This window comes from Pseudomonas sp. PVC-3-1 (genome assembly GCF_057444315.1).
On sequence record NZ_CM172023.1, the window covers coordinates 4,597,153 to 4,611,667 of the forward strand.

Annotated in this window: 11 protein-coding genes; 5 read left to right on the top strand and 6 right to left on the bottom strand. The window is 65.5% G+C overall.

Annotated features, from left to right (window positions below; all coding sequences use genetic code 11):
* Positions 1-284 precede the first annotated feature (284 nt).
* Both AC2T4A_RS21245 and AC2T4A_RS21250 read right to left on the bottom strand, forming a co-directional pair.
* Positions 285-1,643 (bottom strand): DUF1329 domain-containing protein, encoded by a 1,359-nt coding sequence (locus AC2T4A_RS21245; RefSeq protein WP_416751222.1) that lies wholly within the window; start codon positions 1,641-1,643, stop codon positions 285-287.
* A gap of 26 nt (positions 1,644-1,669) precedes the next feature.
* Positions 1,670-3,523: a DUF1302 domain-containing protein gene (locus AC2T4A_RS21250; protein WP_416751220.1), complete on the bottom strand. Its 1,854-nt coding sequence runs from the start codon at positions 3,521-3,523 to the stop codon at positions 1,670-1,672.
* 283 nt (positions 3,524-3,806) lie between these two features.
* Between AC2T4A_RS21250 and AC2T4A_RS21255 the strand changes: the two genes are divergently transcribed.
* The 3 genes from AC2T4A_RS21255 (at position 3,807) to AC2T4A_RS21265 (ending at position 6,883) form a co-directional block, all read left to right on the top strand.
* The gene (locus AC2T4A_RS21255; RefSeq protein ID WP_478377996.1) at positions 3,807-5,129 is read left to right on the top strand and encodes a CapA family protein; all 1,323 of its coding nucleotides are present in this window, start codon (positions 3,807-3,809) and stop codon (positions 5,127-5,129) included.
* Positions 5,130-5,183: 54 nt separating this feature from the next.
* Positions 5,184-5,864, top strand: a complete 681-nt coding sequence (locus AC2T4A_RS21260; RefSeq protein WP_478377997.1) for a response regulator — start codon at positions 5,184-5,186, stop codon at positions 5,862-5,864.
* 344 nt (positions 5,865-6,208) lie between these two features.
* Positions 6,209-6,883, top strand: coding sequence for a polysaccharide lyase family 7 protein (locus tag AC2T4A_RS21265; RefSeq protein WP_416751214.1), 675 nt, complete (start codon positions 6,209-6,211; stop codon positions 6,881-6,883).
* 287 nt (positions 6,884-7,170) lie between these two features.
* Here the strand turns inward: AC2T4A_RS21265 and AC2T4A_RS21270 are convergent, their stop codons facing one another.
* Together AC2T4A_RS21270 and AC2T4A_RS21275 are read right to left on the bottom strand one after the other, a co-directional pair.
* Positions 7,171-7,971 (bottom strand): AraC family transcriptional regulator, encoded by an 801-nt coding sequence (locus AC2T4A_RS21270; RefSeq protein ID WP_478377999.1) that lies wholly within the window; start codon positions 7,969-7,971, stop codon positions 7,171-7,173.
* Between the two features lie 170 nt (positions 7,972-8,141).
* Positions 8,142-9,188 (bottom strand): RNA methyltransferase, encoded by a 1,047-nt coding sequence (locus AC2T4A_RS21275; protein WP_486741714.1) that lies wholly within the window; start codon positions 9,186-9,188, stop codon positions 8,142-8,144.
* 127 nt (positions 9,189-9,315) lie between these two features.
* Here AC2T4A_RS21275 and ampC point away from each other — a divergent pair, with 127 nt between their 5' ends.
* Positions 9,316-10,458 carry a class C beta-lactamase gene (gene ampC, locus AC2T4A_RS21280; RefSeq protein ID WP_416751306.1) on the top strand — a complete coding sequence of 381 codons (1,143 nt, stop codon included), beginning with the start codon at positions 9,316-9,318 and terminating at the stop codon, positions 10,456-10,458.
* Positions 10,459-10,728: 270 nt separating this feature from the next.
* Positions 10,729-11,814, top strand: a complete 1,086-nt coding sequence (locus AC2T4A_RS21285) for an MBL fold metallo-hydrolase (protein WP_416751208.1) — start codon at positions 10,729-10,731, stop codon at positions 11,812-11,814.
* A gap of 277 nt (positions 11,815-12,091) precedes the next feature.
* Here AC2T4A_RS21285 and AC2T4A_RS21290 read toward each other — a convergent pair whose 3' ends face one another.
* Together AC2T4A_RS21290 and AC2T4A_RS21295 are read right to left on the bottom strand one after the other, a co-directional pair.
* Positions 12,092-13,186 (bottom strand): arginase family protein, encoded by a 1,095-nt coding sequence (locus AC2T4A_RS21290; protein WP_486741715.1) that lies wholly within the window; start codon positions 13,184-13,186, stop codon positions 12,092-12,094.
* A gap of 176 nt (positions 13,187-13,362) precedes the next feature.
* Positions 13,363-14,514: a M24 family metallopeptidase gene (locus AC2T4A_RS21295; protein WP_486741716.1), complete on the bottom strand. Its 1,152-nt coding sequence runs from the start codon at positions 14,512-14,514 to the stop codon at positions 13,363-13,365.
* Position 14,515: the final 1 nt, after the last annotated feature.

A 14,515-nucleotide genomic window follows, 5' to 3' on the forward strand; every position in this document is an offset into this window, starting at 1 on the left:
GGCTCAGGGGGCGGTAACGAGTCCGAACATAAAGCAAAATCGAGGCCGGCGTGAGTAACGGTTGGTAAACGGCAGCGGACTGCCCGGTCGAGTGCGCATGAGATTGTAGGAGCGAGCTTGCTCGCGAACGGAGTCAATCGGAGCGCCGAGACCATGCGGTTCGCGAGCAAGCTCGCCCCTACAAAGAGCCGCCTGCCCGCGAGATAGACGCAGGCGAAAAAAAGCGGCCCGAAGGCCGCTGAGTAAACACAAGGAGCGCCGGTGAGCGCCAGTGCAGCCCGCCGTCAGCGGATACCCGTGGCGCGCAAGGCGTTGGGGGTGAAGTCGTTGCTGCTCGACTGCACGGCGAAGTCGTAGCTGCTCTTCTCCTCGTTGCGCAAGCCGGACACCGTATAGCGACCCGACAACACGTCGTAGTGGGTTTCCGCCGTCAGCCAGGTGAACTGCTGGTCGTAGAATGGCCGTGCATGCCCCTCGGACACGCGCCAGAGGCTGCCACGGCCGTCGTAGGCATCGGCCTCGGCGATCTGCCAGCTGTCCTCGTCGATATACAGGTCACGCTTGCTGTAGATGTGGCGCTGCCCCGGCTTCAGGGTCGCCACCACGTGCCACACGCGGTGCAGTTCGTAACGGGTGTGGTCCGGATTCAGGTGGCCGGGCTTGACGATGTCGTCGTACTTCAGCGTCGGCGAGTCGAGCGCGAAGCTGTTGTAGGGGATGTACAACTCCTTCTTGCCCACCAGTTTCCAGTCGTAGCGATCCGGTGCGCCGTTGAACATGTCGAAGTCGTCGTAGGTGCGCATGCCTTCTGCGCCGGGGCTGTCGTAGCCCACCTGCGGTGCGCGGCGCACGCGGCGCTGGCCGGCGTTGTACATCCACGCCATGCGCGGTTCCTTGACCTGGTCGATGGTCTCCAGGACCAGCATCACACTGCCCGCGCGGCGCGGCGGCGAGAGTATTTCCTGGCGGAAGTAGTAGAGGATGTTGTTCATCTTCGCCGGGTCGTAATCCTTGAGCCCGAACGGGAAGGCGAACTGCTCCTTCATGTAGCTGATGGTGTAGGCGCCGTTGGTCTGCGGGTTCATCTGCGCGGTAGTGCGCAGCATGGCATTGCTGCGGTAACGGGTGACGTGGTTCCAGATCACTTCCAGGCCGCTCTGCGGGATCGGGAACGGGATGGTCATGGTGAAGTTGTTCAGCCCGTTGCCGCCCTCGGCCAGCGAAGTGGCGGTGGCGTTCTTTTTCGCCGCGTCGAGTACCGCCTGCGGGTAGCTGGCGCTGCGGTGACTGGGGTAGACCGGGATGCGATAGGTCTCCGGGAAGCGCTGGAACATCGCCATCTGGCCAGGCGTCAGCTTGTCCTGATACTGGCTGGCATTCTGCGCGGTGATGGTGAACAGCGGCTTGTCGGCCACATACGGATCGGCGAGGAAACCACCGGCATCGACCTTGCCGGCATTGGGCGCCAGGCCACCGGTCCAGGCCGGGATACTACCGTCGGCATTGCCTGCCTTCTCGGCGCCAATCGGGGTGAGCTCATTGCCCAGGCGCGCGGCCTGGTCGGCACCGACCGCGGCCATGACCTGGCCGGCGAGCAGACTCAGCGTCAGGCAGCCCGCCTGCAACCATTGCTTGTTGTTCATGCTTGTACCTCTGGGACGGATAGGCATCAGAAGCTGACGCCCAGGCTGACGGCGAGGAAGTCGCGGTCGGTGTTGACGTTGTAATCACCGCCGAAGTAGTCGGTGTAACTGATACTGGCGGTGTAGCGGCTCAGGTACTCGGCATCGACGCCAACGCTGACGGACTTGTCGCCTTCGTTGAAGGTCGGCCCATAGCCTTCCACGTCATGGGAGAACGCCAGGTTCGGGCGCAGCGAGATACCACCGATCAGGTCGTTGTATTCCAGGCCGGCGCGCAGGCGGTAACCCCAGGAGTTCTGGGTGTAGAAGCCCTTGTCGTTGCACTGGCTGGGGTTGGCGGTGTTGACCACCTTCTCGCACAGCGCGTTGCCCGACAGACCCAGCAAGGACGAGGAGCCGGCGTTGGCCAGTTCACCGTTGCCGTACACACTGCTGCGACCGAAGCGCAGGTCCGAGCCATCGGTGGAGCCCAGGTCGCCGATGTGACCGAAGCCGATCTCGCCGACCAGGGTCAGGCGTTCGGCAGCGATCAGCGGAATCTGGTCGAAGGTATTGGTGAAGGTCATCTGCGCCTGGGTGTAGGGCATGCGCTTGTAGCCCTGGATCAGCGAGCCGTATCTCGAGTCCGCCCAACCACTGGAGAAGATCGGCAGGCCGGCGTTGACCAGCGAGCTGGTGGAGGCCGAACCCAGCGTAGCGGCGCCGGAGACGTCGCTGGAGTTGATGCCCATGGGCATGTTCGGGCGGTAGCTGATCTCGCCCTGCACCGCGGTGCTGCCCCAGGTGGTGTTGAAACCCAGACCGTAGAGGCGGATGTCCTCGGGGTAGTCCAAGTACCAGCTGGCGGTGCTGCGCCCGCCCTGCCCGATCAGGCCGCCCACCGGGTCGGCCAGTGCGCCCTTGCCCACCACCCAGTTACTGGTGGGCGTGCGGCTGTGGTAGTTCATCGCATAGGCCGAGAACTCGGTATCGTTGACCATCCAGCGCAATGCCACGCCGAACTGGCCGCCATCACGGGCGTCATGGTCGCGTGTACGTGGCACGTAGCCGTAGCCGCCCTTGATGCCGGTGCCGTCGATGTCGCGGTCAAAGTCGCTGCCGTTCACCGCCATGTTGATGTCGCAGCCCTTGGCCGCCACGTCACTACCGAAGAAGGTGCCGCAGTTGTCCGGCACGGTCTTCTCCCACTCCAGCTGGTAGAAGGCCTCCATGGACAGGGTGTCGGTGAGCCCCTGGTTGAAATACAGCATGCTCACCGGGATCAGCGCTTCCTTCACCTCGGAACCGGGGCGGCGCAGCGCGGCAACGTCCGCCGGGTTGATCGAGTTGATGCCGTTCTGGATGAAGGTGCTCTCGCCCCAGCTCACCACCTGGCGGCCCAGGCGCACAGTGCCCGGCAGGTCGTGCAGTTCATAGTTGTGGTAGAGGAAGGCATCGAGCAGCTCGGCGCCGGAAGACTGGGCGGCGGTATCGCGACCACTGTCGTCGATGTCGTAGAGCGGACGATGCTCGTCCTTCAGTTCGAAGTCGTACCAGTACTTGCCACGCAGGAACAGGCCGCTGTCGCCGTACTTCAGCTCCAGGTCGTGCAGGCCCTTGAAGATCTTGGAGAAGGTCTCGCCCTTCTTGAAGTTCAGGCGACCGTCATCGGAAGTCTGGCTGGACGCCGTGCCGCCGTTGCGGGTGCCGATGAATTTCTTGTCCGGGCTGTCCATTGCCCAGCTCGCTCCGACGGACAGGGTCGAGTCGAAGCGACCCTCGATTTCCCCCACGTTGAAGCTCACTGCCTGAGCCGAAGATGCCCCGCCAAGGGCCATGCTGGTAGCCAGCGCCAGCGCGTGCGGCTTGAAGCCTGCGGCGCCGGTTATTGTTTTTTTCATGCTGCTCTCCGCCTGGATCGTGCTGGTCACGGCAAGCCGTGCCACCCCTGCTCCGCGGCACTTGGGCCGGGAGGCGGACGCATGGTAAGAGCGCTGTCACAACGCTGACTGCTGAAAAAAAGTGATGCCCATAGCCAGAATGAAAACGCCGGCATCTCGCCGCTTGCGAGGCTTTGCGGGTGATAACCGACGGCTATCGCGATACCCAGGATTCAGCCGACCCGGGCCACGCATTGCCCTAAAGTCCGCCGCCATCAGCGACTCCCCAACCCTGAGGTGGACCATGAAGATTGCGTTGACCGGCGACAGCATCCTGCAACGCCGCCTGAATAGCCGTGACGACGAAACCCTGCGCCCGCTGTTCGACCTGCTGCGCGGCGCCGACGTCAGCTTCACCAACCTGGAAGTGCTGCCCAACGACTTCCAGGGCGACGCCGTGCTGGAAAGCGGCGGCTCGCACTTCGGCGCGCCGTCGTGGGTTCTCGATGAGCTGGTGGATGGCGGCTTCGACCTGTTCTCCACTGCCAACAACCACAGCCTGGACTACGGCATTGCCGGTCTGCACGCCGCCCATGCCCAGCTGAAAAAGCGCGAGCTGCTGTTCGCCGGCACCGGCTGCAACCTAGAAGAAGCCCGTCGCCCGGTGTACTGCACCAAACCCGCCGGCACCGTCTCGCTGCTGGCCTGCACCTCCACCTTCGGCAAGGGCCAGGAAGCCAGCGAGCAGACCCGCGACATGCCTGGCCGCCCCGGCCTCAACCCGCTGCGCTACGACACCGTGCACCAACTCGACGGCGCGCAGATGGAGGCCATGCGCGGCATCATCGCCAGCCTCGGCCTGGACCGCCTCTACCAGGGCGCGGTCGACCTGGGCTTCGCCCATCCGATCCCCGACCCGTCGCTGGCGGTGTTCGGCCCCTTTACCCCGCTGCTGTTCCGCCAGGGCGAGTCCTCGCGCCTGCGCACCCTGCCGCGCAAGAAGGACATGGACGAGATTCTGCGCTGGGTCGAAGAAGCGCGGACGATGTCGGATATCGTCGTGCTGAGCATCCACGCCCACGAACTGGGCCATGACGCCACCGGCGAGTGGAACCTGGAGGCGGCCGCCGAATTCATCCAGCCGGTGGCGCGGCGCATGATCGATGCCGGCGTCGACATCGTGGTCGGCCACGGCCCGCACCTGCTGCGCGGCATGGAGATCTACAACGGCAAGCCGATCTTCTACAGCCTGGGCAACTTCATCGGCCAGAACGAACTGGTGGAACGCCTGCCGGCGGACAGCTACGAGCAGTTCCGCGTGGACCGCAACCAGACGCCGTCCAAGGTATTCCTGCAACGCACGCAGAACGACACCCGCAGCTTCCCCTCCGATGCACGCTTCTGGGAAAGCCTGGTGCCCGTCTGCCAGTTCGACGGCCGGCGCCTGACCGGCATCGAGCTGCACCCTGTGAGCCTGGGCCTGGGCGAGGCGGTCCACCGTCGTGGCCGCCCGCGCCTGGCCGAAGGCGAGCATGCACAAGCGATCCTGCAGCGCTTCGCCGCGCTGTCGGAGCCTTACGGTACTCGGCTGTCGGTAGACGGCTCGATTGCGCGTATCACACTCTGATACCGCAGCGCCGGGCAGCCACAAGCTGCCCGGCGCCCTCTTCTTCTCGTACTCATGACCACCGCTCGCATTCTCATCGTCGAGGACGACCTGCGCCTCGCCGCCCTCACCCGCGACTTCCTCGCACAGCACGGCCTGCGCGCCTGCATCGAGTCTGACGGGGCGCGCGCCGCCGACCGCGTGCTGGACGAACGACCGGACCTGGTGATCCTCGACCGCATGCTTCCCGGCGAAGACGGCCTGTCCATCTGCCGGCGCATCCGCTCCAGCTACCAAGGCGCGATCCTGATGCTCAGCGCGCGCTCGGAAGATACCGAGCAGATCGACGGACTGGAGAACGGCGCCGACGATTACGTGTGCAAACCCGTACGCCCCAGCCTGCTGCTGGCCCGTGTGCGGACCCTGCTGCGACGCCCGCGACCAGCCACAGAACCGCCGGATCGCCTGGAGCGCTCCGGCCTGGTCCTGGACGCTCGCCAGCGCGAAGCGCGCCGAGACGGCTCGCGCATCGACCTGACCGGAGCCGAGTTCGACCTGCTCTGGCAACTGGTTAGCCACGCCGGCCAGACCCTCGGCCGCGACGATCTGCTGCTGGCCCTGCGCGGCATCACCTGGGACGGACTGGACCGCTCCGTCGACGTGCGCATCGCCCACCTGCGCGCCAAGCTGGAGGAAGACCCGCAGCACCCGCTGATCGTCACGGTGCGCGGCAAAGGCTATCGTTTCACCGGATAACAGCCCCTGTAGGAGCGAGCTTGCTCGCGAACGGAGTCACCGGCGACACCGATGCTGCTCAGGTTCGCGAGCAAGCTCGCTCCTACCGGATAGTTCTGCGCTCGGATCGCCGCTCACCCTCTACCGATCGGTGCAGGATGAAACCACACGTCAGCCGGCACGATCTGCTCTCTCCCTGGGGAGACGGCCGGGGCGAAGGGAAGCGCAAACACAGGCCCATCCGTAAAAAGACAGTTGCTGCGACAAAGGCCAACTCTCCAAATGACCGCCCGGCTGAAAATTCGTCGCGCGAGGAACTCCTTCCAGTCAAACCAGGCACCCTCACCGCCGCAGGAGTGCCCGGCATGACCGTCAGCATCGACAATCTCAACATCGCCCTGCCCGTAGGCAAAACTCCGACCGATACCGTCTCCATCGAAATTCCGGGACCGCAGGCACTGGCGCAGTACCCCAACCTGGTGACGCGATTGCCGGACGGCAGCCTGCAACTCACCGCGCCCACCAAGGGTGTGGCGAGCAAGAGCGTCCACCGCACCCGCTGCGAGTGGAAGGAACCCATCTACTGGGCCCTGAGCGGCGCCACTGAGCATGTGAACCACCAGCTGATGAAGGTCACCCAGGTGAACTCGGCACAGAAAGTGGTGGTGGCGCAGATGCACGTGAAGGATGACGACAGCCCGCTGCTCAAGGTGTTCTGGCAGAAAGGCAAGCTGACCATGGGCTTCCGTCAGAACTTCAACCAGACCACTCCGGTGAACAGCACGGTGCTGGACAACGTACCGCTGGGAGCGGATTTCGATATCCTGATCCTCGCCACGTCCAGCCTGATGCTGACGGTGCAGGCCAGTTGCAACGGGCGCAATTCGGCGGTGCCGTCGATGCCACTGGATGCCAGCTGGGCGTCGCGGGTGTTCGATTTCCACGGCGGCGTCTACAACCAGATCGACTTCACTGACACGACATTGGCAAGCGATGCGTCGGTGTGCGTGATCAAGGACCTGCAGATCAGGCATGCCTGATGACAGGTGAGTTCGGCGCGTATCGGACATCGCTCGCGGACGCGGTCCGCTGCTGCAGGGGGCTCCTGTGCGAGCATCAACCCTCCCCCAGCCCCTCAGGGGAGAGGGATATCCCAGGCAAGGCGCCATCGAGCAAGACAGTCACTCCTGCGTCATCGTCGAGCGTAGGAGCGGACTCCGTCCGCGATGTCCCTGAGCTTGCTCCGTCGTAGGCGATGGAATCAGGCGATGGCGATCCCTTCGCTCCACGCCATCCTACATCTCTACGCCAAGCCTGCGCCTATGACTCAGGCCCGGCCACCCTGCCTGGCGGTGGTCTTCGGATACTCGCCGAACAGCGCGAAATACGACTGAGAGAATCGTCCCAGGTGCCAGAACGACCACTTCATTGCCACCTCGGCCACCGTCATGCCCGACTCGGCCGCAGCAAGCAGGTCACGGCGAGCGCCGTTGAGACGGCGGTTGCGCAGCCAGACGATGGGGGGAATGCCGGCATAATGCAGGAACGACTGCTGCAGGCTGCGCGGCGACACGCCGACCTTGGCGGCCAGCTCGGCCATGCCGAACTGCTCGTCGGGGCAGTCGTTCACCACTTCCTTGACCCGCTGCACCACGCGCTTGGCCTGGACGATGGAACGCGCGCGGCGCTCGCCATCCAGGGGCGCCTCGCACAGCAGCGAGAAGCAGTGGGAGACGATGCTCTGCGCCACACCCGGCGCATCCATCGGATCGTCGCCGGTCGACGCGCCGGTGAGCAGGTTGCTCAGGGAGGTCGCCACCGACTGGCAGTGGCCTGAGCGCAGTGGCGTCAGCACCAGGTCGGCGAAGGCGTCGGCCGGCTGGCCCCAGTTCGCCGACTCCTTGATCACCACCGCCACCTCGCGGTAGTTCTCCGGCGTGACCCAGGCGTTGCGGGTTTCCCCATCGAGCAGGTAGAGGGCGTTGTCGGACATGTCGAAGCTGAACACCAGCGCGCCGGGCGGGGCGTGGAATTCCTGCTCCACGCGCAGGTTCATCTGCTCTTCGTAGAGCTCGATCCCCTCGACCTCGGCATGCAGGATGCGCCCGGAGAATCGCCCGGCGGACATCTGCGTGTACTGCTGTTCCCAACCAGGAATGGCTATGCGCTGCTGATCTACTTCTTGTGCTTCGACAACCCGGATCGCCATACCCAGCCCTGCTGGTTTTTTCAGATGCAGAAGGCTAACAACCGGCGCGATACCCGTGCAAGATCTCGAACAGCAAAGGCGCGCGGTAATTACTCGCTCAGACGAGAAATCCGCCGACCGGACGTGGCGATCAGCCCGGTCGCCCGCGCGCGCAACTGGCCACAGCCGCCGTCGACGTCCTGCCCGGCGCTGTTGCGCACCTTGGTCAGCACGCCGCGACTGTGCAGGTAGCGGACGATCTCGCCGATGCGCTCGCCGTCCGGACGCTGGTACTGGTCGCCTTCCAGGGCGTTGAAGGGAATCAGGTTGAGCACGCCGCGCTTGCCCTTGAGCAGGCGCAGGATGCCGTCGAGTTCTTCCTGGCTGTCGTTGATGCCCTTGAGCAACGTCCACTGGTACTGGATCGGGTAATCGGTGGCGCGCGCATAGGCCTCGCCCTGCTCCACCAGTTCCTCCGGGGTGAGCTTGGGCGCGCGCGGCAGCAGGTGCTCGCGCAGCTCAGCGTTACTGGTGTGCAGCGACAGCGCCAGCGCCGGCTTGATCCGCTGCTGCGGCAGACGCTCGAACACACGCGGATCGCCAACGGTGGAGAACACCAGATTCTTGTGGCCGATGCCGCCGTCGGTGCCGAGGCGGTCGATGGCTTCCAGAACGTTGTCGAGGTTGTGCGCCGGCTCGCCCATGCCCATGAACACCACCTTCTTTACCGGCCGCACGCGACGCGCGAGGACCAGCTGGGCGACGATCTCGGTGGTGGAAAGCTGGCGCAGCAGGCCGCTCTTGCCGGTCATGCAGAAGCGGCACCCCACGGCGCAACCAACCTGGGTAGACACGCACACGCCGCCGCGCGGTAGCAGCACGCTTTCCACCATCTGCCCATCGGCCAGGCGCACCAGCAGGCGTTCGGAGTTATCGCCTGCGGGATGACGCGAATGGACGGTCGCCACGGCGTCCATCTCGATGGCGAGCTGCGCCACGCCATTGCGCACGTTAAGCGGCAGGAAGTCCTCGCTCGCCTGCCGCTTGGTGCCGGCATCCAGTGGCTTGCCCTGCAGCCAGGCGCGCAACATCCGCCCGCGATGCAGGGGCAGCGCGCCGAGGTCGGCGAGACGTTGGTCGAGGTCGGTGATTCGCATGGGGCGCGAATCCTACCACCGCGCGCTGCCGGGGCGTAGCGCTGCCGGTCGCACTGGAGCGTTCGCCGACTGGATGCTAGGGTCTGCCCATTGCAACGCCAAGGACGCCTCCATGTATCCAGAGCTCATGCGCCGGACTGCCCCGCTCGCACTCAGCCTCATTCCCCTCCTCCTCGCCAATCTCGCGCACGCCGCCCCGCCCGATTTCGACGCCAAGGTGAACAAGCTCGCCCAGCAGGTGATGCGCGAGCAGAACATCGCCGGCCTCGCCATCGGCGTGACCGACCATGGCGAGCAGCGTTTCTACAACTTCGGCGTGGCATCGAAGCAGAGCAAACAGCCGGTGAGCAGCGACACGCTGTTCGAGATCGGTTCGGTGAGCAAGACCTTCACCGCCACCCTCGCCGGCTTCGCCCAGGCCGTTGGCAAGCTCAAGCTGGAAGACAGCCCGACACGCTACCTGAAGGAACTGCGCGGCAGCGCGCTGGACAAGGTGACGCTGATCCAGCTTGCCACCCACGTCACCGGCGGCTTCCCGCTGCAGTTGCCCGACGAGGTGAAGACGCCCGAGCAGCTCACCGACTACTACAAGACCTGGCAGCCGCAGTACCCCGCCGATACCCAGCGCACCTATGCCAACCCCAGCGTCGGCCTGCTCGGCATCGCTACCGCGCGTGCCCTCGACGTGCCGTTCAAGACTGCGATGCAACGCAACGTCTTCGCGCCGCTGGGCCTGAGCAACACCCACATCGACGTACCGGTGACGCGCCAGGCCATCTACGCCCAGGGTTACGACAAGGACGATGCGCCGGTGCGGGTGAACCCCGACCAGGTCGCCGACGAGGCCTACGGGGTGAAGTCCAGTAGCCGCGACCTGCTGCGTTTCGTGCAGATCCAGCTGGGCGAGGTGAAGCTCGGCGACAAGCTGCGGGCAGCGGTGGATGCCACCCGCACCGGCTACTACCAGGTTGGCCCGATGACCCAGGACCTGATCTGGGAGCAGTACGCCTACCCGCCCAAGCTCGCCGAACTGCAGCAGTACAACGGCAGCAGCATGGTGCTGGAAAGCCAGCCGGTCACCGCCCTGCGCAAACCGCTGGCGCCGCAGCAGGACGTGTGGGTGAACAAGACCGGCGCCACCAATGGCTTCGGCACCTACGTCGCCTTCATCCCGGCGAAGCAGCGCGGCATCGTCATCCTCGCCAACCGCAATTATCCCAACGAAGTGCGGGTGAAGCTGGCCTGGGACATTCTCTCGAAGCTGGATTGAGGCGCGCCATGCCAGTGATCGCGTCCGTGTGGCGCTCCTGCAAGCAGCCCGACGCGTGCTTTTGCGTAGGAGCGGACTTTTTCCGCGATGTCGGCCCGGCGGCTCCGGCGTCAAGGCTCGCGAGCAAGCTCGCTCCTACCGGGTTCTCCCGAGGTGCGCGGCCTGTATCGATGACGGTGATGTTCTGAATCAAAACGCCGGTAATGATCCCTGGCGGCGGAGTCTGTAGCGTGCTCAGCTGACAGACTCCGCCACCAGAGGATCAGTGCCTTGCCCCGCCTCCCACTGCAACGCGCGCCCATCGACGACTACAGCCACTCACCGCATTACATCGCCGGGAGATTCCGCAACCTCAAGGCGCGCCCGGCCAACATGCCCGAACCGAGCGCAAAGGTGCTCTGGGATGTTCTGTTCAACAAACCGAAGAACACCGTGCCGCGTGCCCCGGTGCCCGTGCGCGCACTGACGCCGGAGGAACTGGAGGCCGCACCTGATCGCAGCCTGTACCGCCTCGGCCACTCCACCCTGCTGCTCAAGCTGCGCGGCGGCTGGTGGCTGACCGACCCGGTGTTCTCCGAGCGCGCCTCGCCCTTCAGCTTCGCCGGGCCCAAGCGCTTCCACGCGCCGCCGATTGCCCTGCAGGACCTGCCGCCGATCCGCGGTGTGATCCTCTCCCACGACCACTACGACCATCTCGACCGCGCCACCATCGCCGTGCTGGGCGAGCGCGCGGAGGTCTTCCTCACCCCGCTGGGCGTGGGCGACCGCCTGCTCGACTGGGGCGTGCCGGCGGAGAAAATCCGCCAGCTGGACTGGTGGCAGAGCACCGCGGTGGACGGCTTGTGCCTGACCGCTACCCCGGCGCAGCACTTCTCCGGCCGCGGCGTGCGCGACGGCAACCGCACCCTGTGGTGCTCGTGGGTGATCGAGGACGACAGCCTGCGCATCTTCTTCAGCGGCGACACCGGCTACTTCGACGGCTTCGCTGAAATCGGCCGGCGCTTCGGCCACTTCGACCTGACGCTGATGGAGACCGGCGCCTACAACGAAAACTGGCCTTACGTGCACATGCACCCGCAGCAGACCGTGCAGGCGCACCAGGACCTTAACGGCCGCTGGCTGCTGCCGATCCACAACGGCACCTTCGACCTCGCCATGCATGCCTGGTACGAACCCTTCGAGCGCGTACTGGAAATCGCCGGCGAGCGTGGGCTGACCGTCACCACGCCGATGATGGGCGAGCGCATCGACATCCAAGCACCGCACCAGGGCGAGCGCTGGTGGCGCGGCGTGGTCGCCGAAGAATCCCGTACTCCAGCGCCGCGTTGTGGATGCCGAACGGCGCGGGAAGGTTGAGCTCGCCAGGACCAGATGCCAATCGCGGACAAAGTCCGCTCCTACCTGACGCAGCCATGTAGGAGCGAGCTTGCTCGCGAACCGCCCAGCGCGGCACCTGTGGACGTATCACGGACAAGGTTTGCCTTTGTGCCTGCCAGGTACCGCGTAGGAGCGGACTCCGTCCGCGATGTCTCCCCGGCGACTTCAGCATCGCCTCGGGAGGTTCGCGAGCGAGCTCGCTCCTACAGAAAGCCGATTCCCCGGCGCGGACGAGTTGCGCTGGGGGATCGGCCGTTCAGGCAAACTTCCATCCTGCCGTCGCCAAGCGTGTTTCCAGTGCGGCAAGGTCGGCTTCGACTCGCGCAGCCGGTTCCGGCATGTACGCCAACGGATCGGGCAGCGTGGACGACTGACCGAGGAAGCCTTCGGTTGCGGCATGCAGGCAGTACGCGCTGTAGGCCGGGTTGTAGCCGCCCTCCTGAACGACCAGCAGCCGCCCGGCGCAAAGTTCGTCGGCCAGCGCACGGGCGCGGCGGGCCAGGCGGTTGAAGCCCTGCATGGTCACCAGTTGGCGGCCGTTGGGGTCGAACTGCGAGGCATCCAGGCCGTTGGCGATGATCAGCAGGTCCGGCTTGAAAGCGCGCAACGCCGGCTCGACGAAGCGGCTGAAGACCATCTCGTAGAGCTGGTCGCCCGATCCCATGGGCAGCGGCAGGTTGAGGTTACTGCCCAGCCCGGCGCCATAGCCGCGCTCGTCCGCCGCACCGGTCTGTGGATGGCTCGGCCCCCAGGCGCCGTGGTCCATGTGCAGGGACACGGTGAACACCGACGGATCGTCGTAGAAACCTTCCTGGGTGCCATTGCCGTGGTGCACGTCCCAGTCGACGATGGCGACGCGCTCCAGACCGGCCGCCTGGGCCGCGCGCGCGGCTATCCCGGCATGGTTGAAGAAGCAGTAGCCGTCCGCCATGGCGGGCGCAGCATGGTGGCCCGGCGGGCGCACCAGCGCCATGGCCGGATGGCCGCTGGCCAATACGCTCTCCAGCGCCGCCAGGCTGGTGCCGGCAGCGGCTAGCAGCCCGGCGAGACTTCCGGCGGACATCAGCGTGGTGCTGCTGAAGCGCTTGCCGGCGGCGTCCGCCTCGAAGATGCCGCGCAGGTAGTCGGCATCGTGGAAACTCAGCAACTCCTCTTCGCTGGCGTGGCGACCTTCATGCCAGCGCAGCGAGCCGGCCACCGGCCCGCGCTGGAGGATGGCGCGCATGTTCAGCAGCCGCGGATTGCTCTCCGGGTGTTGCAGCTGGTCGGCCAGCAGGTCGCTGGGCGGCGCCTCGAACACGCCAGCGGCAGTGTCGTGGCGCAGCACGTCGTCGTGCCAGAAAATATCCATCGTGTGACTCATCAGAAGCCCTCGGTTTCCATCACTGCGCCCGTGGGCGCAGGCATGCTTCAACTAAATCCATACGGGTTTGCATTCAGCCGGAGAACCAGGCGGGCGGCCGAAGACAGTGCTTCCAGCACGACGAGGCCGCCCAACGACGTTACACGGCTGGAGGCGAACCCGTATCAGTCGATGATGGTGAGTTCCGGCGGTAACTCCGACAGGCTCGCCGAACCCTTCTCGCCGCACAGCACGGTGTCGCCGAGCTTGATGCCGAAGCCCTCGTTGTACAAGGACAGGTTGGGCTCGATGGAGAACGACATGTTCGGCTGGAACACGTGGTCGTCGGCCTCGTCCACCATCATCGCTTCCAGCCAGGTCGGCGGGTACGCAAGACCGAGGCTGTAGCCGATGCGGTGCACGCGGGTGCGCGAGAGGTCGATGCGGTCGAGGATCTGGTTGCACACGCGGTTGGCCTCGCCCACCGGGGTGCCCGGTTTGGCGATCTCGATGGCGGCGTTGAAGGCCTCGGTGAGCAGGGTCGCCACTTTCTTCACGCGCGGGCTGGGTTTGCCGATCACCGCGGTGCGCATGAGGATGGCGTGGTAGCGGTTGCACACGCCGGCGTGTTCGAGGATCACCACGTCGCCATGGCTGATGGTCTGGCGGTGCGGCATGGCGTGGGTCATGGTGCTTCGGCGGCCGGTGGCGCACATCGGGCTGATCGCCGAGTACTCGCTGCCGGCGCGGCCCAGGGCGTTGGCAACGATGCCGGCCACTTCCACCTCGGAGATGCCCGGACGCAGCGCCTCGAAGGCGGCCAGCATGCCCTGGTCGGCCATGCGCGCGGCGCTGCGCTGGTATTCGATTTCCTCGGCGGTCTTGATCAGGCGGTTCTCGGCGACCAGGGGGCCGGCGTCTTCGAAGCGCGCCTCGGGCATGTAGCCCAGCAGCGCGTTATATTGCGCCGGGGAGAAGGTCGAGGCGGTCATTTCCAGGCCGATGCGCGCCTGACTCAAACCCGCCTGGGCCAGCACGTCGGCAACGATCTTCAGCGGGTCCTGCTTGGCGATGTCATAGAAGATCGCCTCGTTGATGCACGACAGCTCCCAGGTGCAGGGCTCTTCGCTGGTGCGGGTGATGAACACCGGCTCGGCCAGCTTGGGCGAGATGATCAGCGCCTGGTACCAGAGGAAGCCCAGGCTGTCGAAGCCGCTCAGGTAGTTGATGTTGTCCGGGTAGTTGACCACCAGGGCATCCAGGCCACGGTCAGCCATGCGGCGTTTGACGGCTTCGACGCGTTGACGGTAAGTGCGAGCGGGGAAAGCAGTAAGCATG